At 73.2% G+C, this 23,302-nt stretch carries 19 protein-coding genes and 1 pseudogene; 14 read left to right on the top strand and 6 right to left on the bottom strand.

The window, feature by feature from the left end; all coding sequences use genetic code 11:
* Nucleotides 1-104: 104 nt before the first annotated feature.
* Nucleotides 105-1,193 (bottom strand): BMP family protein, encoded by a 1,089-nt coding sequence (locus ES689_RS01815; protein ID WP_146899406.1) that lies wholly within the window; start codon nucleotides 1,191-1,193, stop codon nucleotides 105-107.
* A 154-nt stretch (nucleotides 1,194-1,347) separates the two neighbouring features.
* Entirely contained in the window at nucleotides 1,348-2,466 is a 1,119-nt protein-coding gene (locus ES689_RS01810) for a mannose-1-phosphate guanylyltransferase (protein ID WP_146899403.1), read from the bottom strand.
* A gap of 157 nt (nucleotides 2,467-2,623) precedes the next feature.
* Here ES689_RS01810 and ES689_RS01805 point away from each other — a divergent pair, with 157 nt between their 5' ends.
* From ES689_RS01805 to ES689_RS01785, 5 genes are all read left to right on the top strand, one after another.
* Nucleotides 2,624-3,799: a glycosyltransferase family 1 protein gene (locus ES689_RS01805; RefSeq protein WP_146899400.1), complete on the top strand. Its 1,176-nt coding sequence runs from the start codon at nucleotides 2,624-2,626 to the stop codon at nucleotides 3,797-3,799.
* A 142-nt stretch (nucleotides 3,800-3,941) separates the two neighbouring features.
* Nucleotides 3,942-4,400 carry a succinate dehydrogenase, cytochrome b556 subunit gene (gene sdhC / locus ES689_RS01800; protein WP_146899397.1) on the top strand — a complete coding sequence of 153 codons (459 nt, stop codon included), beginning with the start codon at nucleotides 3,942-3,944 and terminating at the stop codon, nucleotides 4,398-4,400.
* Nucleotides 4,401-4,404: 4 nt separating this feature from the next.
* Entirely contained in the window at nucleotides 4,405-4,851 is a 447-nt protein-coding gene (gene sdhD, locus ES689_RS01795; RefSeq protein WP_123546569.1) for a succinate dehydrogenase, hydrophobic membrane anchor protein, read from the top strand.
* A 72-nt stretch (nucleotides 4,852-4,923) separates the two neighbouring features.
* A complete protein-coding gene (gene sdhA / locus ES689_RS01790; protein WP_123546570.1) occupies nucleotides 4,924-6,741 on the top strand; it encodes a succinate dehydrogenase flavoprotein subunit in 1,818 nt (605 codons plus the stop codon).
* A 2-nt stretch (nucleotides 6,742-6,743) separates the two neighbouring features.
* Nucleotides 6,744-7,511, top strand: coding sequence for a succinate dehydrogenase iron-sulfur subunit (locus ES689_RS01785; protein ID WP_123546571.1), 768 nt, complete (start codon nucleotides 6,744-6,746; stop codon nucleotides 7,509-7,511).
* 59 nt (nucleotides 7,512-7,570) lie between these two features.
* Here ES689_RS01785 and ES689_RS01780 read toward each other — a convergent pair whose 3' ends face one another.
* Nucleotides 7,571-7,918 carry a hypothetical protein gene (locus ES689_RS01780; protein ID WP_146899394.1) on the bottom strand — a complete coding sequence of 116 codons (348 nt, stop codon included), beginning with the start codon at nucleotides 7,916-7,918 and terminating at the stop codon, nucleotides 7,571-7,573.
* Nucleotides 7,908-9,098 carry a DUF6177 family protein gene (locus ES689_RS01775; protein ID WP_146899391.1) on the bottom strand — a complete coding sequence of 397 codons (1,191 nt, stop codon included), beginning with the start codon at nucleotides 9,096-9,098 and terminating at the stop codon, nucleotides 7,908-7,910. The genes ES689_RS01780 and ES689_RS01775 overlap by 11 nt, the downstream gene beginning before the upstream one ends.
* A 164-nt stretch (nucleotides 9,099-9,262) precedes the next feature.
* On the opposite strand from ES689_RS01775, the gene ES689_RS01770 reads away from it, so the two are divergent.
* Entirely contained in the window at nucleotides 9,263-10,195 is a 933-nt protein-coding gene (locus tag ES689_RS01770) for a hypothetical protein (protein WP_146899388.1), read from the top strand.
* On the opposite strand, the gene ES689_RS01765 is transcribed toward ES689_RS01770, so the two are convergent.
* Nucleotides 10,188-12,395, bottom strand: coding sequence for an RDD family protein (locus tag ES689_RS01765; protein WP_146899385.1), 2,208 nt, complete (start codon nucleotides 12,393-12,395; stop codon nucleotides 10,188-10,190). The genes ES689_RS01770 and ES689_RS01765 overlap by 8 nt on opposite strands.
* Before the next feature lie 62 nt (nucleotides 12,396-12,457).
* A complete protein-coding gene (gene ptsP, locus ES689_RS01760; RefSeq protein WP_146899382.1) occupies nucleotides 12,458-14,110 on the bottom strand; it encodes a phosphoenolpyruvate--protein phosphotransferase in 1,653 nt (550 codons plus the stop codon).
* 122 nt (nucleotides 14,111-14,232) lie between these two features.
* Here ptsP and ES689_RS01755 point away from each other — a divergent pair, with 122 nt between their 5' ends.
* The 8 genes and pseudogenes from ES689_RS01755 (at nucleotide 14,233) to ES689_RS01720 (ending at nucleotide 23,299) form a co-directional block, all read left to right on the top strand.
* The gene (locus ES689_RS01755; protein ID WP_146899379.1) at nucleotides 14,233-15,327 is read left to right on the top strand and encodes a YihY/virulence factor BrkB family protein; all 1,095 of its coding nucleotides are present in this window, start codon (nucleotides 14,233-14,235) and stop codon (nucleotides 15,325-15,327) included.
* A 10-nt stretch (nucleotides 15,328-15,337) separates the two neighbouring features.
* A complete protein-coding gene (locus ES689_RS01750) occupies nucleotides 15,338-16,183 on the top strand; it encodes an exodeoxyribonuclease III (protein ID WP_146899376.1) in 846 nt (281 codons plus the stop codon).
* A 48-nt stretch (nucleotides 16,184-16,231) separates the two neighbouring features.
* The gene (gene trpS / locus ES689_RS01745; protein ID WP_146899373.1) at nucleotides 16,232-17,278 is read left to right on the top strand and encodes a tryptophan--tRNA ligase; all 1,047 of its coding nucleotides are present in this window, start codon (nucleotides 16,232-16,234) and stop codon (nucleotides 17,276-17,278) included.
* Between the two features lie 2 nt (nucleotides 17,279-17,280).
* Nucleotides 17,281-17,940, top strand: coding sequence for a GNAT family N-acetyltransferase (locus ES689_RS01740; RefSeq protein ID WP_191330126.1), 660 nt, complete (start codon nucleotides 17,281-17,283; stop codon nucleotides 17,938-17,940).
* 65 nt (nucleotides 17,941-18,005) lie between these two features.
* On the top strand, nucleotides 18,006-19,007 hold the full coding sequence (gene ribD, locus ES689_RS01735; protein WP_146901674.1) for a bifunctional diaminohydroxyphosphoribosylaminopyrimidine deaminase/5-amino-6-(5-phosphoribosylamino)uracil reductase RibD: 1,002 nt from the start codon (nucleotides 18,006-18,008) through the stop codon (nucleotides 19,005-19,007).
* Nucleotides 19,008-19,024: 17 nt separating this feature from the next.
* Nucleotides 19,025-19,666 (top strand): annotated as a pseudogene (ribA, locus tag ES689_RS01730) (GTP cyclohydrolase II); the annotation flags it as partial.
* Between the two features lie 206 nt (nucleotides 19,667-19,872).
* Entirely contained in the window at nucleotides 19,873-21,219 is a 1,347-nt protein-coding gene (locus ES689_RS01725; protein ID WP_146899363.1) for an MFS transporter, read from the top strand.
* 127 nt (nucleotides 21,220-21,346) lie between these two features.
* Entirely contained in the window at nucleotides 21,347-23,299 is a 1,953-nt protein-coding gene (locus ES689_RS01720) for an ABC transporter ATP-binding protein (protein ID WP_146899360.1), read from the top strand.
* Nucleotides 23,300-23,302: the final 3 nt, after the last annotated feature.

Below are 23,302 nucleotides of genomic sequence, written 5' to 3'. Positions count from 1 at the left end.
TCGGTGTAGGCGTGGGAAGGGCCCGGGACGAACGGTGGAGACCGTCCTGCCCGGGCCCTCGATCAGGCCATGCTAATCGATGCCTGACCTGCTGCGGACTGGTGTCAGTTCGTCAGCGAGGAGGGCGACTCGACGGTGATCGAGCCGTCGATGATGCCTGCCTTGATGGTGTCCAGCTCGTCCGAGAGGCCGGCGTCGACCTCGTCCTCGAAGTCGTGGAACGGAGCGATGCCGACGCCGTCGTTCTCCAGCGTGCCGACGTAGGGCTCGTTCGAGAAGTCGCCCGAGGCGGCCTGCGTCGTGACGTCGTCCGTCGCCTGCTTGATGCCCTTGAGCACGGAGGTGAGGAACAGGTCGCTGTTGGCGCTGTCCGTCTCGTAGGTGTCCGAGTCGGCGCCGACGAGGACGATGTCCGAGCCGGAGTCGCGGATCGCCTCGGCGGCGCTCTGGTAGATCGGGCCGCCGACCGGCAGGATCACGTCGGCGCCCTGGTCGATCAGGGTCTGCGCGCTCTGCTTGGCCGTGGTGCCGGCCTCGAAGCCGCCGGTGAAGGTGCCGGTCTGCGACGCGACGTCCCAGCCGACGACCTTGACGTCGCCGCTCTTCTGCTCGTTGTAGTACTCGACGCCGTCGACGAAGCCGTCCATGAAGATGGTGACGGTCGGGAACTGCATGCCGCCGAAGGTGCCGACGGTGCCCGTCTTCGAGTAGCTCGCCGCCGCGTAGCCGGCGAGGAACGCCGCCTCGGAGGTGTTGAAGGTGATCGGCTTGACGTTGTCCGCCGTGATCGACGAGTCGTCGATCGTGGCGTAGTTGATGTTCGCGTTGGCCTCGGCGGCGGTCTTGGTCGCGTCGGCGAGCGCGAAGCCCACCGTCACGATCAGGCCGCAGCCCTGGTCGGCGAGGTTCGACAGGTTCGCGTCGTAGACCGTCTCGTCGGCCGACTCGACCGTCTTGGCCTCGGCGCCCTCGGCCTCGGCGGCCTCGGTGAGGCCCTCGTAGCCGAGCTGGTTGAACGACTTGTCGTCGAAGCCGCCGGCGTCGGAGACCATGCAGGGCACGAAGTCGCTGCCGCCGGAGCCGCCGGCCGCTTCGCCGTCGCCCTCGGGGGCCGAGGCACAGCCGGCCAGGATGGCGACGCTGCTGGCCAGTGCGAGGCCGCTGAAGACGGCCCTACGCGCAGTTGTAGTCAAGTTGTCCTCCAAGATGCAGCCCGGCACCGTGAGCCGGGCACGTATGGCGACAGGTTACCTACTGTGACGGCCGCTCCCGACCGTGCGGACGGAGTGATGCGGAGGCGTTACACAAGCGGGACCAGGACGTAACGGCGCCGAAACACCGCCCGGGTCACAGGACGTCGCTGCGGCCGCTCAGCTTGAGCGCGTCGACGACGCTCTTGACGCGCTGCGCGTTCGCCGTCGTCGTGACGAGCAGGGCGTCGGGGGTGTCGACGACGATGATGTCGTTCACGCCGATGAGCGAGATGAGACGACCGCTGTGGCCCACGACGATGCCGCTCGACGCGTCGGACAGCACGCGCGCGTTCTCGCCGAGGATGGCGAGGTCGCTCTTCCGACCGGCGGAGTGCAGCTTCGCGATCGAGGCGAAGTCGCCGACGTCGTCCCAGTCGAAGTCGCCGGGCACGACCGCGAGCCGCCCCGCCGCCGCCGCGGGCTCGGCGACGGTGTAGTCGATGGCGATCTTCTCGAGGCCCGGCCAGACGGCGTCGACGACCGCGCCGCGGCGCGAGGTGTCCCACGCCTCCGCGAGCTCCTCGATGCCCGCGAGCAGGTCGGGTCGCGTCTCGCCCAGCTGCTCGAGGAGGCGGTCGGCACGTGAGATGAACATGCCCCCGTTCCAGAGGTGGTCGCCCCCGGCGACGTACCCCTCGGCCGTGGGGAGGTCGGGCTTCTCGACGAACGACCTGACCCGCCTGGCGCTGGGCGCGCCCTCGACGTCGAGGCCCTCGCCCACGTGGATGTAGCCGAAGCCGATGGCGGGCTCTGTCGGGGTGATGCCGATCGTCGCGATCCACCCTGCGTCGGCCAGGGCGATCGCCTCGCGCACCGCGCGTCCGAACCCCCGCACGTCGGCGATCACGTGGTCGGCGGCGAACGAGCCGATGATGACGTCGGGCTCACGCCGACGCAGGATGGCGGCGGCCAGCCCGATGGCCGCCGTCGAGTCCTTCGGCTCGCTCTCGAGCACGACGTTGTGGTCGGCGAGCGCCGGCAGCTGCGCCTCGACCGCAGCCCGGTGGGAGCGGCCGGTGACGACCATGATCCGCTGCTCTCCGGCGAGGGGCGCGAGTCGGTCCCAGGTGCCGCGGAGCAGGGTCGACCCGCTGCCCGTGAGGTCGTGGAGGAACTTGGGGGCGTCCGCACGGCTGAGGGGCCAGAGGCGCGATCCGATGCCGCCCGCGGGGATGATGCTGTAGAAGCGGTCGAGGCCGTCCGTGCTGGTCATGACCGCCACCCTACCGAGCGGACTCGCGTCGACCGGGCACGACCGTCCGTCGCCCCCTCCCGGAGTTCACCGACCCGACACCGCAGCGTCACGGCGTCTGCTCCGCCCGGCCACGACGGCGCGCCAGCCTGGAGGCACGCCGAGTCGAGGAGTGCCCATGCGGGTCGCCATCGTGACCGAGAGTTTCCTTCCCACCGTCAACGGCGTGACCACCAGCGTGCTGCGCGTGCTCGACCACCTGGAGCGCCGCGGCCACGAGGCCCTCGTGATCGCCCCGGCCGGCCGTGGACACGCCTCCTACGCCGGGGCCAGGGTGCACCGCGTGCCGTCCGTCGCGTACCGGCAGTTCCCCGTCGGCCTGCCGGGCCCGCAGGTCGCGGGGGCCCTCGCGGCCTTCGCCCCGGACGTCGTGCACGTCGCCTCGCCGTTCCTGCTCGGCGCCCAGGCGATCTCGGCGTCGGCCAGGCTCGGCCTCCCGAGCGTGGCCGTGTTCCAGACGGACGTCGCGCGCTACGCGGCCACCAGCGGGCTCGGCTCCGTGACGGAGGCGGTGGCGTGGCGCCTGGTGCGGCGCATCCACGACCAGGCGACCGTCACGCTCGTGCCGTCCACCGCCTCCCTGCGTGATCTCGAGCGAGCAGGCGTGCAGCGCCTGGCGACGTGGGGGCGGGGCGTCGACGCGCGCCGCTACCACCCGAACCGCCGCGGGGGCGACGCCGCGTCGCGGCTGCGCGCGAGGGCGGGCGCCGGGCCGGGCGACGTGCTCGTCGGCTACGTCGGCAGGCTCGCCGCCGAGAAGCAGGTCGAGCGCCTCGGGGCCCTGCGCCGCCGGGACGGCGTCCGCCTCGTCGTCGTGGGCGGCGGGCCGTCGCTGCCCTCGCTCCGTCGGCGGCTGCGCCACCTCGACCCGCTCTTCACCGGCCCCCTGCACGGGGACGAGCTCGCCGACGCCTACGCCGCGCTCGACGTCTTCGTCCACACCGGCACGACCGAGACGTTCGGACAGACCGTGCAGGAGGCGCACGCCGCGGGCCTGCCGGTGGTCGCGCCGGCAGCAGGGGGGCCTCTCGACCTCGTGCGCCACGGCGTCGACGGCTACCTGTTCGACCCGCGCCACGACCACTCGCTCCGGCGGTCGGTCGGCACGCTGGTGGCGGACGGGGCGCTGCGGGCCCGCCTCGGCGAGGCCGGGCGTCGCGCGGTCGTCGGCCGCACCTGGGAGGGCGTCGGCGACGACCTGCTGGGCCACTACGCCGACGCTCGGGCCGAGGTCCGACGGACCACGGCCGCCCGAGCGGCCACGACAGGCGACCTTCTCTCGACATCGAGGTAGATCGACCGTTCTTAGGCCCGCCTAAGCGGCGGGAGCGCGCACGCCGCTCGTATGCTGGGACAGTTCTATGAACGCACACGGCGGACGCGGCTGTCCTCCCCCGGATCGCAGCCGACCGCCTCGTCCGCGAGGAGGGCCGCTCATGGCTGAGCAGTCGACGGGAACACTGGCGTCACCGGCAGGCAGGTCGGGCGGCTCGTCGCCGCGCGTGCCCGAGCCCCGCAGGGGCGGCCGTTTCGCCGGCACCCTCTACCGCGGCCGCGAGGGCATGTGGTCGTGGGTGCTGCACCGCATCACCGGCGTGAGCATCTACTTCTTCCTCCTCGTGCACATCCTCGACACGGCTCTCGTGCGGATCAGCCCCGAGGCGTACGACGCGGTCATCGGCACCTACAAGAACCCGATCATGGGCCTCGGCGAGACCGGCCTCGTGGCCGCGATCCTCTTCCACGCCCTCAACGGCCTGCGCATCATCCTCATCGACTTCTGGGCCCCGGCCACCAAGCACCAGCGACTCCTCTTCTGGATCGTGATCGGCGTGGCCGTGGTGCTGTTCGCCGGCTTCGCCCCCCGCCACCTGATGAACGTCTTCTCGGAGTAACGCGATGACCACTGAGACCGTCGAGGCCCCGCGCAGCGCGCGCACCGCCCGCCGCAGCACCAACTGGGAGAAGTGGGGCTGGATCTACATGCGCGTCAGCGGCGCCGTGCTGGTCGTGCTGATCTTCGGCCACCTGTTCGTCAACCTGCTGGCCGGCGAGGGCGGCGTCAAGGCCATCGACTGGGGCTTCGTCGCCGGCAAGTGGGCGAACCCGTTCTGGCAGGTCTACGACACGCTGCTCCTCTGGCTCGCGCTGATCCACGGCTCGAACGGCATGCGCACGATCGTCAACGACTACGTCGGGCGCCCCGCCGTGCGCCGCGTCCTGCTGGGGACGCTCGTCGTCTCGGCGGCCGTGCTCCTCCTCCTCGGCACGCTCGTCGTCTGGACCTTCGACCCGTGCCCGGCCAACGCGCCGGCGGACATGCTGCCGTCCATCTGCTCGGCCTGACCTCCTCGGCGTGACGACCACCGCCTCCTCGACCTGCCCCGCCGCCGGCACCACCGTCCCTCGGAAAGAACTGTGACCACTCCCTCCGCTCCCGCCTCGTCCGACCAGGACTCCGTCGTCGACGGCATCCACTACCACCAGCACGACGTCGTGATCGTCGGCGCCGGCGGCGCGGGGATGCGCGCCGCGATCGAGGCCGGGCCCAACGCCCGCACGGCCGTGATCTCGAAGCTCTACCCGACCCGCTCGCACACGGGAGCCGCCCAGGGCGGCATGGCCGCGGCCCTCGCCAACGTCGAGGACGACAACTGGGAGTGGCACACCTTCGACACGGTCAAGGGAGGCGACTACCTCGTCGACCAGGACGCCGCCGAGATCCTCGCGAAGGAAGCCATCGACGCCGTCCTCGACCTCGAGAACATGGGCCTGCCGTTCAACCGCACGCCCGAGGGCAAGATCGACCAGCGCCGCTTCGGCGGCCACACCGCCGAGCACGGCAAGGCCCCCGTGCGTCGTGCCTGCTACGCCGCCGACCGCACGGGGCACATGATCCTCCAGACGCTGTACCAGAACTGCGTCAAGCTCGGCATCGACTTCTACAACGAGTTCTACGTGCTCGACCTGATCATGGGCGAGGTCGACGGCGTGGCACGGCCGGCCGGCGTCGTGGCGCTCGAGCTCGCCACCGGCGAGCTGCACGTGTTCCAGGGCAAGTCCGTGGTCTTCGCCACGGGCGGCTTCGGCAAGATCTACAAGACGACGTCCAACGCCCACACCCTGACGGGCGACGGGGTCGGCATTATCTGGCGCAAGGGCCTCCCTCTCGAGGACATGGAGTTCTTCCAGTTCCACCCGACCGGCCTCGCCGGCCTCGGCATCCTCCTGTCCGAGGCCGCTCGCGGCGAGGGCGCCATCCTGCGCAACAGCGAGGGCGAGCGCTTCATGGAGCGCTACGCCCCCACCATCAAGGACCTGGCGCCGCGCGACATCGTCGCCCGCTGCATGGCGACCGAGATCCGCGAGGGTCGCGGGGGCGGCCCGCACAAGGAGTACGTCTACCTCGACATCACGCACCTCGACCCGGCCGTGATCGACGCGAAGCTGCCCGACATCACGGAGTTCGCCCGCACCTACCTCGGCGTCGAGCCCTACACGGAGCCCGTGCCCGTGCTGCCGACGGCGCACTACGCGATGGGCGGCATCCCCACGAACGTCCACGCCGAGGTGCTCAGCGACAACACGACCGTCGTGCCGGGCCTGTACGCCGCCGGCGAGTGCGCCTGCGTCAGCGTGCACGGGTCGAACCGGCTCGGGACCAACTCGCTGCTCGACATCAACGTCTTCGGCAAGCGCGCCGGCAACAACGCCGTCGAGTTCGCCAGGACCGCCGAGTTCGTGCCGCTGCCGGAGGACCCGGCGGGCTTCGTCCGCGGGCTCGTGGCCGACGTGCGGAACGCGACCGGCACCGAGCGCATCGCGACGCTCCGCAAGGAGCTGCAGGACAGCATGGACCGCAACGCCCAGGTCTTCCGCACCGAGGAGACGCTCGACGAGGTGACGCACGTCATCGCCGACCTGCGCGACCGCTTCAAGAACATCTCCGTCCAGGACAAGGGCAAGCGCTTCAACACGGACCTGCTCGAGGCGATCGAGCTCGGGTTCCTGCTCGACCTCGCCGAGGTCGTCGTGTACTCGGCCCGGTCGCGCCAGGAGAGCCGCGGAGGCCACTTCCGCGAGGACTACCCGACGCGCGACGACGAGAACTGGCTCGTCCACACGATGGCCTACCTGACCGGCGACCCGCACTCGTCGCTCGCGGGCGACCACATCCGACTCGACACCAAGCCCGTCGTGATCACGAACTACCAGCCGATGGAACGGAAGTACTGAGCATGAGCTCCGCAGTCCTCGAGAACGCCCCCACCGCCTCCGACGCGGTCCCCACCTTCACGGCGACGCTCATCATCCGCCGGTTCGACCCCGAGGTCGACGACGAGCCGCGCTGGCAGGACTTCGACGTGCAGGTGCTGCCCACCGACCGCGTGCTCGACGCCCTGCACCAGATCAAGTGGGAGCAGGACGGCTCGCTGACGTTCCGTCGCTCGTGCGCCCACGGCGTCTGCGGCTCGGACGCGATGCGCATCAACGGTCGCAACCGCCTCGCCTGCAAGACCCTGATCAAGGATCTCGACCTCAGCCAGCCGATCTACGTCGAGGCGATCAAGGGCCTGCCCCTCGAGAAGGACCTCGTCGTCGACATGGAGCCGTTCTTCCAGTCGTACCGCGAGATCCAGCCGTTCCTGATGGCCTCCTCGAAGCCCGAGAAGGAGCGCATCCAGAGCGCCACCCAGCGCGAGCGCTTCGACGACACGACCAAGTGCATCCTGTGCGCCGCGTGCACGTCCAGCTGCCCCGTGTTCTGGACCGACGGCCAGTACTTCGGCCCGGCCGCCATCGTCAACGCGCACCGCTTCATCTTCGACTCGCGTGACGAGGGCGCCCAGGTCCGCCTCGACATCCTCAACGACAAGGAGGGCGTGTGGCGCTGCCGCACGACCTTCAACTGCACCGAGGCGTGCCCCCGCGGCATCCAGGTGACGAAGGCGATCGCCGAGGTCAAGAACGCCGTGCTGCGCGGCAGCGTCGCACCCGTGAGCTGATCCCGCCGCGCACCCGCGCCAGGCTGAGGGCCCGGCACCACCTCGGTGGTGCCGGGCCCTCAGTCGTCCTCGACGATGCAGGTGGCCTCGAGTCCGAGCGCGAGCCGGAGGGCCACCGAGACCCCTCGCTCCCCGTCGGCGCCGTGAGGCGCGACCGCGTCGACCCAGTGCACGGGAAGGCGGACGCCGGGCGGGTCGGGCAGCAGGCGCTCGATCTCGCCGGCGACCGTGATCTCCTCGGAGCCGAAGACGGTGAGGACGGCGTCGCCCGAGCCGCCGAACACCTGCAGGGCCGCTCCGCCGTCGATCTCGCGGACGCCGAGGGACTCGTCGACCGCCCTGGCCGCCGTGGCGAGGTCGAGGACGTCGACGACGTGCGGACTCAGGATCGTGATGTCACGGGGCACCGGGGGGCGCCTCCTCGTCGGTGTCGGTGTCGGCCTGGTCGTCGACCCGGGCCTCGGGCCCGGCGCCTCGCCCCTCGTGCAGGAGGTCGTGCTCGTGGAGGTCGTCCTCCCACGCCTCCAGGAGCGGCGGCGACACCATCTCGGCCAGGCGCTCGGGTCCCACCGCGTCGAGGGTGTCGTGCAGCGCGTCCCACCCCGACGTGGCGGCGTCGCCGAGCGACACGACGTAGGCCGGCAGGCGCGGACGCCCCACCACGGTCACGGGCCGGGGGACGGGGATCGTCGAGGCTGCCAGGCCCAGCCGCGCGACGGACGGAGCACCAATCAGCAGGACCACCGGGTTGGGCGGCGGGTACGTGACGGCCCGGACGCTGCGGTCGGGCTCGCCCTCGCGTGCCACCACCAGGGCGAAGGTGGGGACGGAGGTGCGGGCGATCTCCGACAGCGCCTCCGTGAGTCGTTCGACGGCGGCGTCGACGGGGTCGGTCTCGGCACGGCCCGCAGCGGCGACGACGGGCACGGTGATCGTGAGCGCCGTCGTCTCCTCGATGCCGTTCTCCGTCACGCGTGCCGTGACGGTGCCCGAGAGGCCCGGCCCCTCGACGACCACCCGGACGAGCTCGGGCGCGGCGTGCCGCGCGCTCTGGGTCAGCACCCACCGGTCCCAGGGCCGACGCAGCGGCTCGGTCTCGCCCCAGCGGTCGGGGACGGCTCCGGCTACGGCCTCGGAGAGGGCCTCGACCGCGCCGCCCAGGGTCGTGTCGTGGTCGGTGCGGTGCAGCACCGTGAGGTCGACCGACAGCTGGGCGGTCGTGTCGACCGCCTCCCTGACTGCCGTCGTCTCCTGGGCGAGCGCGTCGTCGTCCGGGCCGTCCCCGCCTGTCGGCGGCCAGCCCGCCGCGTCGAGGTCGGCGTACGGGGACCCGGTCAGGCCGTCGCGGAGGTCGCCGTGCTCGTCGGTCACGGCCCAGGCTGCGCCGGCGTGCACGAGCGCTGCCCGTGTGCCCACGGTCAGGCGGGAGGACTCACCCGTGACGAGGACGACCCGGCGCCGGCCGCGACGTCGGGCGAGGAGGTCGGCGAGGGGCGGGCTCAGCCTGACGACGCGGGACCGGCTGTCGACCCGGACGACGCGCGCGCTCACGGCGTCGATCAACGGGTGTCGGATAGGGGTGCCCACGACGACAAGTCTGCTCCAGGCCCCTGGGCGGTGACCGGTGCAGGAGCCAGCTCGTCGGGAAGAGGGCAGGAGGCGGGCCGGGCGAATAGTCTGTCGGTGCCGTCCGCGACGCCCGCCGCGTCGGCACCGCTCCCGATCCCCGATCACGACCGAGAGGCCCCGACGTGGACGTCGCCCGACAGCAGGACCTGCAGAACCAGATCGCCGCCCGTGTCGCCGAGTCGATGGCCGACGTCGACTGGGCGGAGGCGACGCTCTTCCTCCTCCAGGTCGGCGACGTCAGCCGGACCTGGGTCGACGCGCTCGACGCGGCCGGCAGCGCGAAGCAGGACCTCGCGACCCCCGACGTGGCGGCCCTCGGCACGCAGCTCCGCGAGGCGATGGCCGATCCCGAGCGCGGCACCTGGTTCTCGCTCGTGCTGACCCTCTCGTCCGACGGCTCGTTCACCGCCCGCTTCAACGGCGAGCGCCGGGTGTTCGACGACGCCGCCTCGCCGTTCGAGGCGACGGGCGACGACGTCGTCCCGTCGGACGCGGACTACGCCGCCGACCTCGAGCGCTTCCCGCGTGCGGAGAAGTACCGGCCCGAGTGGCTGCCCGAGGGCGTCACGCCTGCCGCCCCGACCGCGCCGACCGCCTCCGGGTCGCCTGCCGCCCCCGCCGCGACCACCACGCCCGCGGCGATCCTTCCCGCCTCGCTCGCCGGCCTGGCCGACCGCTGGGGCTGGCCGGGGGTGCTCGCGAGCATCGCGCAGCAGACCGCGGCCTCCCCCGTGGCGTCGTCGCCCGAGGCCACGCCCGCCGACGAGTCCGACGCCCCGGAGCTCACGCTCGGGCACGTCGCGCTCCGCGTGCGCGACGCCGTGGTGCTCGACGTCATCGCGCCCCACCGTGTCGCGACGCTCCTCCGGCTGCACGCCGAAGCCGTCGACGCCGGCGTGCTGCCGGCCGTGGACGCGGTCGAGTCGGTCGACCCCGAGCTGGGCCTCGAGGAGGCGCGCGTCGCCTCCCCCGAGGTCGTCCCGGCAGTCGAGGCGGCCGTCGCCGGAGTCATCGACGCGATCGTCGCCGAGCACCTGCGGGCCGTCCTCACCTGAGGCCCCGCCGCACGTCGACCACCTGGCTGTGGGCAGCCCGGTCGTGCCAGCCCCTCCCCCTGCCCGACCGGTCGAGGGTCGTGGCAGACAGCAGCAGGAGCAGGAGCCAGGGCCAGAGGAGGCCGAGCGGCACGACGACGAGGCCCCGGACGAACGCCCTGCCGATCCCGATCACCCGGCCGGGCTCGTCGGCGCTGACGACCTGCAGGCCGAGCAGGGCCTTGCCCGGCGTCCTCCCCGACCTGCCCACGGCGACGGCCAGCCCGCAGAGCCACAGCAGCTCGGCGGTGACGAACGCCGCGGGCACGACGGTCGTCTGGACGGCTCTGTCCGGGACCAGCGCGGCGGCGGCGAACAACGCGCCGTAGAGGACGACGACAGAGAGCACCGCGTCGACCATGAACCCGGCAGCGCGTCGGCCCGTGCCCGCGACGACGACGCCCTGTGCGGGTGCGAGCGGCGGTGTCGGAGCTGAGGCGGGCGCGGGCGAGGGCGCCGTGGCCGCGGCAGGTGCAGTCGCGGGCGCCGGTCCCGTCGCGGGCGCCGCCCCCGTCGCGGGCGCCGGTCCCGTCACGGGAGCCGGTCCCGGCTCCAGCACGAGCGCGACGATCTCCGCGGCGTCTCGGTGTGCGACACGGGAGAAGCCGACGGCCGACCGACGGTGCCCCGACCCGACGAAGGCGACCCGCTCGACCGTGCCGCCCGTCTCCCAGGACAGGATCGTCGTCCGCTCCTCGAGCTCGACGTCGACGTCGGACGGGACCTGGCCGACGTCGTCGACCAGGGCGATCCGGGGCAGTCCGAGTGCGGCCCGCACGGGGACTCGCAGTTCCCAGAGGAGCACCCTGAGGGCAAGGTCCAGGGTGCCCGCCGCGGCACGGACACGAGACGTGCCCCGCTCCGTGCTGGCCACGTCCGCGCCACGGGCCGAGACGACGACCTGGAACCCCGTGTCGCCGTTGCCCACCGCGAGCTCGGCACCCGGCTCGTCGACGACTCGCATGCGGCCGCGCTCGGCGAGGGCCGCCACCAGTGCGCGGGTGTCGTGGTCGGCCGCTCGGGCCCGGGGGACGACCGCGACCGCAGCGGCGACGGCGCCCGCGCCGGCGGCCTCGAGGGCCCCGCCGCCTCCCGTCGCCGCCATCCGCACCTCGAGGGCCGCCTCGACCAGCACGTCGACGACGTCGCCCAGGTCCTGGAGCACGGCGTCGAGCGGAGCGTCGGGCGCGTCGGGCCGCGACGACGGATCGACGGCGTCGCCGGCGGCGAGGTCACGACCGGTCGCGCGGGCCCACGGCGCCCAGAGGGCGACGACGCCCGCGCCGTCGAGCGGTCGCACCTGCTCCGTCCAGACGGCGTCCCAGACGCCCTCGGTGAGGGGGTCGGCCTCCCAGCCGCGGTCTGCCGGGGTCATGGCGGCGAGCTCCCTCGCCGTCCCGGAGTCGACGACGACGGCGAGGTGCCCCGCCACCGACCGCCACACGGCGTCCCACCCGGGCAGGTCGACGATCCCGACCACCGACGCGGGGACGGGGAGCAGAGCGGAGGCCGCGCCGTCGCCGATGCTCGCCTCGTCCCGGCTCGCCTCGTCCCGGCTCGCCTCGTGCCGGCTCGCCTCGTCCGCGGGCGCTCCGGGAGCTCCTGGCACCCCGAGCCGCCGGGCGGCGTCACGGTGCTCGGCGACCTCGAGCAGGTCGCGCCACGCCACACGCGCCGTCCAGCTCGCCTGGACGGCGCGCTCCTCGGCCAGCGCGCCGTCGAAGCGCACGGCGGTGCCGTCACGGCGGTCCACCAGGAGGACGGCGCCGTCGGGCCCGCCGCGACGGACGTCGAAGCCGCCGCCGACGTCGTCGTCGGCAGCCGTGGGGAGCCAGGGCTCCGGGTAGCCCAGGCCGAGGCGTCGTGACGCGATGACCGGCCCGAGCAGGAGACGCTGCAGGTAGGCCGGGTCGGGGGTCGTCAGGACGGGCTCAGGCACCTGCCCGTGAGGACCGGACGACAGCCGCCAGCCCGAGCCGGTCCGTTCGACCACGTGCCGGTCGGAGGAGGTGCGGAACTCGAGGCGGTCGCGGTCGAGCGCCACGACCTCTCCGCCGTGCCGGCGGACGAGGACGAGCTGGGCCTCCTGATCGGGCCAGACCTCCCGGGAGGCGGCGCCCTCGCGGGACGCCGCCCCCTCCCCCACGATCCCCCCGCTCACGGCGACCGACGCCCGCGACGCACGGAGGCCGTCTCGTCCTGCATCCCCCTCCTCAGCCGACGTCAGCCGGCGGCGACGGCCTCGGCCGCCTCGCGCGCGCCGGAGGCGGTGGTCGCCGCGATCGCCGCGGTCGCCAGGGCGCGTGCCTGCTCGAGCGTGTGGTTCCCCAGCTCGAGGCGGACGTCGGCGAGCGCCGCGGGCGTCATCGACAGCGTGGTCGCGCCGAGGCCGACGAGCACGACGGCGAGCAGCGGGTCGGCCGCGGCCTCGCCGCAGATCCCGACGGGCTTGCCCGCGGCCGCTCCGGCGTCGCCGAGGACCTTGACCAGGCGGAGCACGGCCGGGTGCCACGGGTCCTGGTAGCTGGCGACGGAGCCGAGCATGCGGTCGGCGGCGAGGGTGTACTGCGTCAGGTCGTTGGTGCCGACGCTGACGAAGTCGGCCGAGGCGAAGATCTGGTCGGCCAGCACGGCGAGCGACGGCACCTCGGCCATCACGCCGACGGTCTTGAGCCCGAGCTCGCGGCCGAGCGACACGAAGTACTCCGTCTCTTCTGCGTCGCTGACCATGGGCGCCATGACCCAGAGGTCGGCCGTGGTCGCGGCCTGCGCCGCGGCGAGCGCGCTGAGCTGGTCGCGGAGGATCTGCTCCTTGACGCGGAGCGCCCGCAGCCCGCGCAGGCCGAGAGCGGGATTCTCCTCGTGGGCGTCGTTGAGGAAGCTGAGGGGCTTGTCCGCGCCGGCGTCGAGCGCACGCACGACGACCTTGCGGCCGGGGAACGCCTCGAGAAGCGCCGTGTAGCTGGCGGTCTGGCTCTCGACGGTCGGGGCGGTGCTGTTGCCGAGGAACAGGAACTCGGTGCGGAACAGGCCGACGCCCTCGGCGCCGAGCGCGACGGCGCCCGCGGCCTCGTCGGGCGAGCCGAGGTTCGCGAGCAGGGGCACCGTGTGGCCGTCGGCGAGCGCGCCGTCGGTGAGGGGCGCGGCGGCCGCGGCGGCGCGGTCGGCGATCCGCTGCTCGGCGTCGGCGACCTCGGCGGCCGACGGGTCGACGGTGACGACGCCGGTGGCGGCGTCGGCGACGACGACGGTGCCGTCGGCGAGGTCGAGCGCGCCGGTGACGCCGACGATCGCAGGGATGGACTTCGAGCGCGCGAGGATGGCGGTGTGCGAGGTCGGGCCGCCGTCGCGAGTGATCAGGGCCAGCACCTTCTCGAGGTCGAGCAGGGCCGTGTCGGCCGGCGCCAGGTCGGGGGCGACCAGCACGAACGGGGTGTCGCTCTCGGGAACGCCGGGAGCCGCGACGCCGCGCAGCGAGGCGATGACGCGCTGGGCGACGTCGCCCAGGTCGGTCGCGCGCTCGGCCATGTAGCCGCCCATGCCGACGAGCATCTCCTGGAAGGCCGCGAAGGCCTCGAAGACCGCGCGCTCGCCCGTGGAGCCGTCGGCGATGCGCTGGTCGACGTCCTCCACGAGGGTCGGGTCCTGGGCCATCAGGGCCTGGGCGTCCAGCACGTCCTTCGCCTCGCCTCCTGCCTTCTCGCCCCGCGCGGCGAGGTCGGAGGCGACGGCGGCGAGCGCGGTGGCGACGGCGGCCGACTCGACGGCGGCGTCCGCGGTGCGCCCCTCGGTGCCGGGCTCGGGAAGCGGCTCGGGCATCCTCAGGACGGGGCCGACGGCCACTCCACGTCCGACGCCAACGCCCTGTAGTGCCACTGTGTACCTCTTCGTGCTCGCGGTGTCTGCGGCGGGCACGCTGATCGGCGGCGCCGCGGGGTCAGCGACATCGTACGCGAGCGGTGGCGGGCGGCCCGTGCACGCCCCCGTACCCTGGGTCCATGCGCCGCCGCCCCGACGACACCGAGCGCGGCGACGCCGTCCCGGACCCCCGCGCCCCCTCCTCCTCTGCCCGGGCCGCCGGGGCGCGCCTCGCGTCGTCGAGGGCCGTCCGCGTCGTCGGCCGGCACGTCGTGCAGAAGGGCCCTCTGCTGGCCGCCGGCCTCACGTACCAGGCGCTGTTCGCCCTCTTCTCCGCGCTCTGGGTCGGCTTCAGCGTGGCGGGCTTCGTCGTGGCGGGCAACGAGGTGGTGCGCGACGAGCTGATCACCTTCATCCAGTCGGCGGTGCCCGGCGTCATCAAGGACGACACCGGCGCGGGCGTCGTCGAGCCCGGCGCGCTGATGAACGCCTCCGTCTTCGGCTGGACCGGCACGGTCGCCCTCGTCGGCCTGCTCTTCTCGTCGATCAGGCTCTTCGGGAGCATGCGCGACTCGGTCCGCACCGTGTTCCGGGCGCCGCAGCCCGCGACGCCGCTCCTCCGGCTGATCGCCCGTGACCTCGTCCTCGCGCTGGCCTTCGGCGCGACGGTGCTGGTGTCCGCGTCGATCTCGCTCCTGAGCACCACGGCCGTGACCTGGGGCCTCCGGCTCGTCGGCCTGTCCACCGACTCCGACGCCTCCGTGGCCCTGCTGCGCCTCGTCGGGCTCGTGCTCGTGTTCGTGTTCGACACGGCCGTGCTCGCCGTGCTGTTCCGGGTGCTGGCCGGCCTGCACATCCCCGCCCGCCGCCTCCTCGCCGGCTCGGCGATCGGCGGTGCCGGCTTCGTCCTCATCACCTTCGTCGGCGGCACCCTGCTGCGGGCCGCCGGCTCGAACCCCCTGCTGGCGTCGTTCGCCGCGATCGTCGGGCTGCTGCTCGTCATCAACCTGCTCTGCCAGGTGCTGCTGCTCGCCGCGGGCTGGATCGCCGTCGGCATGGACGACATCGGCGTGCTGGCCGACCCCCACGCCGAGGCGGAGCGGCTGCGGCTGCTCGAGGAGGCACGGCTGGCCGAGGAGGCGCGGCCCGGCTCCCGCAGGACGCGCGCGGCCGAGCGGCTGCACGCCCTGGCCTCGAGGCTGCCGGAGGCCCTCCGCCGCCCGGGCCGCCGCTAGTCTCTCTGCCATGGGTTCTCGTCTGCGTCTCGCCTCGGTCAACGTCAACGGCATCCGTGCCGCGTACCGCAAGGGCATGGGCGAGTGGCTGGCCGACCGCGGGGTCGACGTCCTCACCCTGCAGGAGGTGCGGGCCACGACCGAGGACCTCGAGGGCCTGCTCGGCCCCGAGTGGAACGTGCTGCACCACCCGGCCACGGCCAAGGGGCGGGCAGGCGTCGCCATCGCCTCCCGGGGCGCCGCCCAGATCCACCGCGTCGAGCTCGGCGCCGACGACTTCGACAGCGCCGGTCGCTGGATCGAGGCCGACTACGACGTCGACGGCACGATCGTCACAGTCGTCAGCACCTACGTCCACTCGGGCGAGGTCGGCACCGACAAGCAGGACGAGAAGTGGAAGTTCCTCGACGCGATGAGCGAGCGGCTGCCCCAGCTCGCCGAGCACTCCGAGCTCGCCGTCGTGACGGGCGACCTGAACGTCGGGCACCGTGAGCTCGACATCAAGAACTGGAAGGGCAACGTCAAGCGCGCCGGGTTCCTGCCGCGCGAACGCGCCTACTTCGACCGCTTCTTCGGCCCCGCGGGCGAGCACGTCGAGACCGCGGACGGCGAGGGCGGCACCGGCCTCGGCTGGGTGGACGTCGGCCGTCGCCTCGCCGGCGAGGTCGAGGGGCCGTACTCGTGGTGGTCCTGGCGCGGACAGGCCTTCGACAACGACACCGGCTGGCGGATCGACTACCACGTCGCGACGCCCGCCCTCGCCGAGCGCGCCTCCGGCCTGGTCGTCGACCGCGCCGCCTCGTACGACAAGCGCTGGTCGGACCACGCGCCCGTCGTCGTCGACTACGACATCTGACCTGCACCGCCGACGCCGGGTCCTCCCCGGCTCTCTCCCGAGGACACCATGACCAGCACCGCCCCCGCCAGCACCGCTCCCGCCCGCGCCGACGCCCGGCCCCGTCTCTTCTCCGGCATGCAGCCGACCTCCGACTCCCTGCACGTCGGCAACTACGTCGGCGCGCTGCTCCAGTGGCGCGAGCTGCAGTCGAGCCACGACGCCCTCTTCTGCGTCGTCGACATGCACGCCATCACCGTGCCGCAGGATCCGGCGACGCTCCGTGAGCAGACCCGCCGCACCGCGGCGCAGTACATCGCCGCGGGCATCGACCCCGAGCGGTCGACCCTCTTCATCCAGTCTCACGTGCCCGCGCACGCCCAGCTGGCCTGGGTGCTCAACACGCTGACGGGCTTCGGCGAGGCGAGCCGCATGACCCAGTTCAAGGACAAGTCCGCCAAGCAGGGCGCCGACGCCGCCACCCTCGGGCTCTTCGCGTACCCGACGCTGATGGCGGCCGACATCCTGCTCTACCAGGCCGAGTCGGTGCCGGTCGGCGACGACCAGCGCCAGCACGTCGAGCTGACCCGTGACCTGGCCGGGCGCTTCAACTCCCGGTACGGCCAGACCTTCGTCGTGCCCGAGGCAGCGATCCTCAAGGAGACCGCGCGCATCTACGACCTGCAGACGCCCGAGTCGAAGATGAGCAAGTCGGCCGCGACCGACTCCGGCATCGTCTGGATGCTCGACGAGCCGTCGCGCACGGCGAAGAAGATCAAGTCGGCGGTCACCGACGCCGAGCGCGAGATCCGCTTCGACCGCGGCGCCAAGGCGGGCGTGTCGAACCTGCTCACGATCCTCTCCGCCTTCTCCGGCACCTCCGTCGACGCTCTTGAGGAGCAGTACGCAGGACGGGGCTACGGCGACCTCAAGAAGGACGTGGCCGAGGTCGTGGTCGAGACGTTCACCCCGATCCGCGCGCGGACGCTCGAGCTGCTCGACGACCCTGCCGAGCTCGACCGCGTGCTCGCCGGCAACGCCGAGCGCGCCGACGCCGTCGCGCAGGCGACGCTCGACACCGTGTACGACCGCATCGGGTTCGTCCGCAGGGCCTGATCGTGCAGCCGTTCGTTCTCGAGTCGTCGGCGGTCCGTCTCGAGGTGCCCGGTGCGGCCGACGTCGAGGCGATCGTCGAGGCCTGTCAGGACCCTGTGCTGCAGCGCTTCACGACGGTGCCCCGGCCCTACGCGCCGGCGGACGCCCGGTTCTTCCTCGAGCGCATCGTGGACCACGGGTGGGCGACCGGCCGGGAGGCGACCTGGGGCCTGCGCGGGCCCGGATCGTCGCTGCTGCTCGGCGTCGTGAGCGTGCGGATGCGCACCCGCGACATCGGCTTCTGGACGACGCCCGCGGCCCGGGGCCGCGGCCTGATGACGGCGGCGGTGCGCCTCGTCGCCGACTGGGCGCTGGGCGACGGGGGCCTCGACCAGCTGCACTGGGAGGGCTACGTCGGCAACGACGCCTCTGCCGCGGTCGCTCGCCGCACCGGCTTCACCTACACGGGTGTCGGGCCCGGCACGCAGCCCGACCGCGACGGCGGACGCCCCCTCTGCTGGAAGGCGCGGCTGCGCCCCGTCGACGAGCGCTTCCCGAAGCAGGGCTGGCCCGACCTGACGGGCGGGGCCGGCGAGCCCCCGCGGGAATGGCTACGCCCTGCCGACGTTGACGACAGTGCCCCGGAGACGCCGGGCACGCCCCGCCGCCCGGAGGACTCGTGACGGACCCGAACACCCCAGACGTTCCCTCCGACGGCCGCGACGACGCCGAGTCACTCACCCGTGCCATGCAACGAGCGCTCGAGCTGGCCGCGAGGGGACCCGCCCGCGGAGCCAACCCCCAGGTGGGCTGCGTGCTCCTCCGGCCCGACGGCAGCACGGCCGCCGAGGGCTGGCACCGCGGCGCGGGCACCCCGCACGCCGAGATCGACGCCCTGGCCCAGCTCCGCGACGGCGACGCCACAGGCCTGACCGCGGTGGTCACGCTGGAGCCGTGCGACCACACCGGCCGCACCGGCCCGTGCAGCACCGCGCTGATCGAGGCGGGCGTGACCCGCGTGGTGTACGCGGTCGACGACCCGGGCGAGCGGTCCTCAGGAGGCGGCGCGCGCCTCCTCGAGGCCGGCGTCGCGGTCGAGCGGGGCCTGCTCGTCGACGAGGCGACCGAGCTGGTGCGCCACTGGCTGGTGCCGGTGCGGCACGGCCGTCCGTTCGTGACGGTCAAGTGGGCGTCGAGCCTCGACGGCCGGGCCGCCGCTGCCGACGGCACGAGCCGCTGGATCACGGGCACGGCCGCCCGGCAGCACGTGCACGAAGTGCGCGCCGCCCACGACGCGATCCTCGTGGGCACGGGCACCGTCCTCGCCGACGACCCGAGCCTCACGGCCCGGGGCGACGCCGGCGAGCTGCTCGCCGACCAGCCGGTCCCCGTCGTCGTCGGGGACCGCGCCGTGCCCGCCGCCGCCCGCCTGCGGAGCCACCCGCGCGACCTCGTGCAGGTGGCGGGGCACGACCCCGCGGCCGCGCTCGACGAGCTGTGGCGGCTCGGCGTCCGGAGCGTGCTCGTCGAGGGCGGCCCGACCGTGGCCTCCGCCTTCGTCCGCGCCGGCCTCGCCGACGACTACCTCGTCTACCTCGCCCCGACGCTGCTCGGCGGCGCGCGCACCGCACTCGACGACCTCGGCGTCGCCACCATCGACGACCAGCGACGCCTGCGCGTCGCCGACGTCACCCTGCTCGGCACCGACCTGCTGGTCGTGGCCCGCGACGACACCCGGAGCACCTCATGACCGACGCCCCTCTGCCCGACCCGGCACCCGCCTCCCCCGACTCCCACGTGACCTTCGAGGTCGAGACCACCGTCCCCACCTCGCACGGCACGTTCCGGATGCGCGCGTACACCGACGTCGAGACCGGCGCCGACCACATCGCGATCGTCGCCTCCGGGCCCGACGGCGCCGCCCCCTCCGACGGGGCGCTCGTGCGGGTGCACTCCGAGTGCCTGACCGGCGAGGCGTTCGGGTCGCTCAAGTGCGAGTGCGGCCCCCAGCTCGACGCCGCGCTCGACACGATCCGCGACCACGGCGGCGTCGTCGTCTACCTGCGCGGCCACGAGGGCCGCGGCATCGGCCTGATCAACAAGCTCCGGGCCTACCGCCTGCAGGAGGACGGCCTCGACACGCTCGACGCCAACCTGGCACTCGGGCTGCCCGCCGACTCACGCCAGTACGGCGCCGCCGCCGACATGCTTCGCGACCTCGGCGTCACGTCGGTCCGGCTGCTGAGCAACAACCCCGAGAAGCGACGGCAGCTCGTGCAGCACGGGATAGAGGTGCTCGAGTCGGTGCCGCTCGTGGTCGGCGTGGGCGCCTTCAACGAGGGCTACCTCGACACCAAGCGTGACCGCATGGGCCACGAGCTGCCGGGGCAGCTGCACGGCGACGCCTGACCGACACGGGCAGCAGCACCACCCGCTGCGACGTAGGATGGACGAGGGCTGTCACGAGCGGCCACCTTCACCACGCACCACGGCACCGCACGCCCCGCCGATCTCCCGGGGCAGGATCTCCGCCTGCGACCCCGTCGAGCCCACCTGGCTCCGGACGTCGCCCCGGCCGCCGCCACTCGTCCGCTCCTCGCCGCACCGGAGTCCGCATGTCCCGCAGCACCGTCGCCTCGTCGACGCCCCCCGCCCCGCCCGTCAACAAGCGCTCGCGCGTCGTCCTCGCGAGCCTCGTCGGCACCTCCATCGAGTTCTACGACTTCTACGTCTACGCGACGGCGGCCGTGCTGGTGTTCCCGACCGTCTTCTTCGCGAACGACGACCCGGCCGTCGCGAGGCTCGCCTCCTTCGCGGTCTTCGGGGTCGCGTTCATCGCGCGCCCCGTCGGCTCGATCGTCTTCGGCCACTTCGGCGACCGCATCGGCCGCAAGGGCACCCTCGTCGCCTCGCTGCTCACCATGGGCCTGGCGACGGTGCTGATCGGCTGCATCCCGGCCGGCACGACGCCCGGCTGGGCCGTGGCCGGGCCCGCGTGCCTGGTCGTGCTGCGCTTCTGCCAGGGCCTCGGGCTCGGCGGCGAGTGGAGCGGCGCCGCGCTGCTCGCGACCGAGAACGCGCCGGCCGGCCGTCGCGCGATCTGGGGCACGTTCCCGCAGCTCGGCGCCCCGATCGGCTTCATCATCGCGAACCTGGTGTTCATCGCCCTGAACGCGAACCTCACCGACGAGCAGTTCCTGAGCTGGGGCTGGCGCGTGCCGTTCCTCGCGAGCGCCCTGCTCGTGATCATCGGCCTCTACGTGCGCTTCACGCTGATCGAGACCCCGGCGTTCCAGGCCGTGGTCGACTCGGGCAACGTCGCGAAGCTGCCGCTCGCCCGGGTGTTCACGACGAGCTGGCGCCCGCTCGTGCTCGGCACGTTCATCATGCTCGCGACCTACACGCTCTTCTACCTGATGACGACCTTCACGCTGACCTACGGCACCGCAGAGGCGTCGGGCGAGGCTCCTGGGCTCGGCATCGACCGCACGCAGTTCCTGCTGATGCTCATCTTCGGCTGCGTGTTCTTCGGCATCTTCACGCTCGTGTCGGGCCCGCTGGCCGAGCGCTTCGGCCGCCGCGCCCTGCTCATCGTCGTGACGAGCGCGATCCTCGTCTTCGGGTTCCTGTTCGCGCCGTTCTTCGCGGCCGGGGCGCTCGGCGCGCAGGCCCTGCTGATCGTCGGGTTCACCCTCATGGGGCTCACCTTCGGCCCGATGGGCGCCGTGCTGCCCGAGCTGTTCCCGACGAGCGTGCGCTACACGGGCTCGGCGATCAGCTACAACGTCGCGAGCATCCTCGGCGCGGCCGTCGCGCCGTTCATCGCGGTCGCGCTCTGGCAGGCGGCGGGCGGCAGCACCTGGCTGGTCGGCCTCTACCTGTCGTCCATGGCCGTGCTCACGCTCGTGGCGCTGATCCTCAGCCGCGAGACGAAGCACGTGCAGTACGACGCGGCGGGCTGACGCGGCGCCTCTGCGGGCTGACCGGGCGGGCTGACGCGGCGGGGTCCCAGCGCAGGCGCAGGTGACGGGAGACCGGACGAAGTACCGTGGTCGAGGCGATCAGCCACGACCTTCCCCGAGAGGCACCATGAGCTCCGACACGAGCCGCTCCGGCCCGAGCACTCGATCCGCGTCGTCCCCCGTAGCCACACCTGCAGCTGCACCTGCGCCCGCAGCTGCACCTGCGCCTGCACCCGCCCCCGCCCCCGCACGACGCGGACGATCGCGTCGGCGAGAGGCGGACGGGCCGAGGGCCACCTTCCGCCAGCTGCTCCCCTACCTGTTCGAGCACAAGAAGGTGATGGTCGTCATCATCGTGCTCAGCGTGCTGGGCGCCGCCGCCTCGCTCGGCCAGCCCCTCCTCGTCAGCCAGGTGATCACGCTCGTGCAGCAGGGCGAGACGCTCGGCCGACTCGTCTGGGCCCTCGTCGCCCTCGTCGTCGTGGCCGGCCTGCTCAGCGGGTTCCAGCACTACCTCCTGCAGCGCACCGGCGAGGGCGTGGTTCTCTCGAGCCGCCGGCGCCTCGTCTCGAGCCTGCTGCACCTCCCCGTCAGCGAGTTCGATCGTCGCCGCACCGGCGACCTCGTGTCGCGCGTCGGCAGCGACACGACGCTGCTGCGGGCCGTCCTGACCCAGGGCCTCGTCGAGGCGATCGGCGGCTCGCTGACCTTCGTCGGCGCCCTGGTCGGCATGTTCCTGATCGACCCCGTGCTGCTCGGCCTCACCGTGCTCGTGGTGGCCGTCTCGGTGACGGTCGTCGTGCTGCTCTCGGGCCGCATCCGCGTCGCGAGCCGGCGCGCACAGGAGAAGGTGGGCGACCTGACCGCCGCCGTCGAGCGGTCGATCAGCTCGGTGCGGACCATCCGGGCCAGCGGAGCCACCGAGCGCGAGATCGTCGGCGTCCAGGCCGACGCCGAGGGCGCGTACCAGCGTGGCCTCGAGGTCGCGCGCATCTCGGCGCTCGTCGTGCCCATCGCCTCCGTCGCCCTGCAGGCGTCGTTCCTCGTCGTGCTCGGAGTCGGCGGGTTCCGCGTCGCGAACGGCACGATCGACATCGCCTCGCTCGTGTCGTTCATCCTCTTCCTGTTCCTCATGATCATGCCGCTCGGCCAGGCGATGGGTGCCGTGCTCAGCGTCAACCAGGCGCTCGGCGCGCTCGGCCGCATCCAGGAGATCCTCGACCTGCCCCGCGAGACCGAGGGCGACGAGGCGGTCGCGGCGAGCCTCGGCGGCGACGCCAGGGTCGAGACGGAGGCAGCGATCCGCTTCGACGACGTGCACTTCCGCTACCCGGACTCGCCTCCCGCCCCCGACGGCACGACCGCCGCGAAGGAGGCGCGCGAGGGCGTCGACGACGACCTCACCGTGCTCCGCGGCGTCTCGTTCTCGGCTCCCGTGGGCAAGCGCACCGCCCTGGTCGGCCCGTCCGGGGCAGGCAAGAGCACGATCCTGGCCCTGATCGAGCGCTTCTACGACCCCACCTCCGGCGTGGTCCGGCTCGGCGGGGTCGACGTGCGCGCCCTCGACCGCGTCGACCTGCGCGCGCAGATCGGCTACGTCGAGCAGGACGCCGCCGTGCTGGCGGGCACGCTGCGAGACAACCTCACGCTCGGCTCGCCCGAGGCCACGGACGACGACTGCCGCCGGGTGCTCGAAGCGGTCAACCTCACCGCCGTGCTCGAGCGCGGCGAGCTCGGCCTCGACGCCCAGGTCGGCGAGGACGGCGTGCTGCTCTCGGGCGGCGAGCGCCAGCGGCTCGCGATCGCCCGCACGCTGCTCTCGGCGCCCCCGCTGCTGCTGCTCGACGAGTCGACGTCGAGCCTCGACGGGCTGAACGAGCAGCGCCTCCGCGAGGCCATCGACGCCGTCGCCGAGGGCCGGACCCTCATCGTGATCGCGCACCGGCTCTCGACCGTCGTGGACAGCGACCAGATCGTCGTCGTCGACGACGGCCGGGTCGTCGGCGTCGGGACGCACTCCGAGCTGGTCGAGAGCACGCCTCTCTACAAGGACCTCGCGAAGCACCAGCTGCTCGTCTGACCC

Source organism: Frigoribacterium sp. ACAM 257 (assembly GCF_007954365.1).
GTDB lineage: Bacteria > Actinomycetota > Actinomycetes > Actinomycetales > Microbacteriaceae > Frigoribacterium.
The sequence above is the reverse complement of the archived record's forward strand: the minus strand, read 5'-3'. Positions and strand labels throughout refer to the sequence as shown.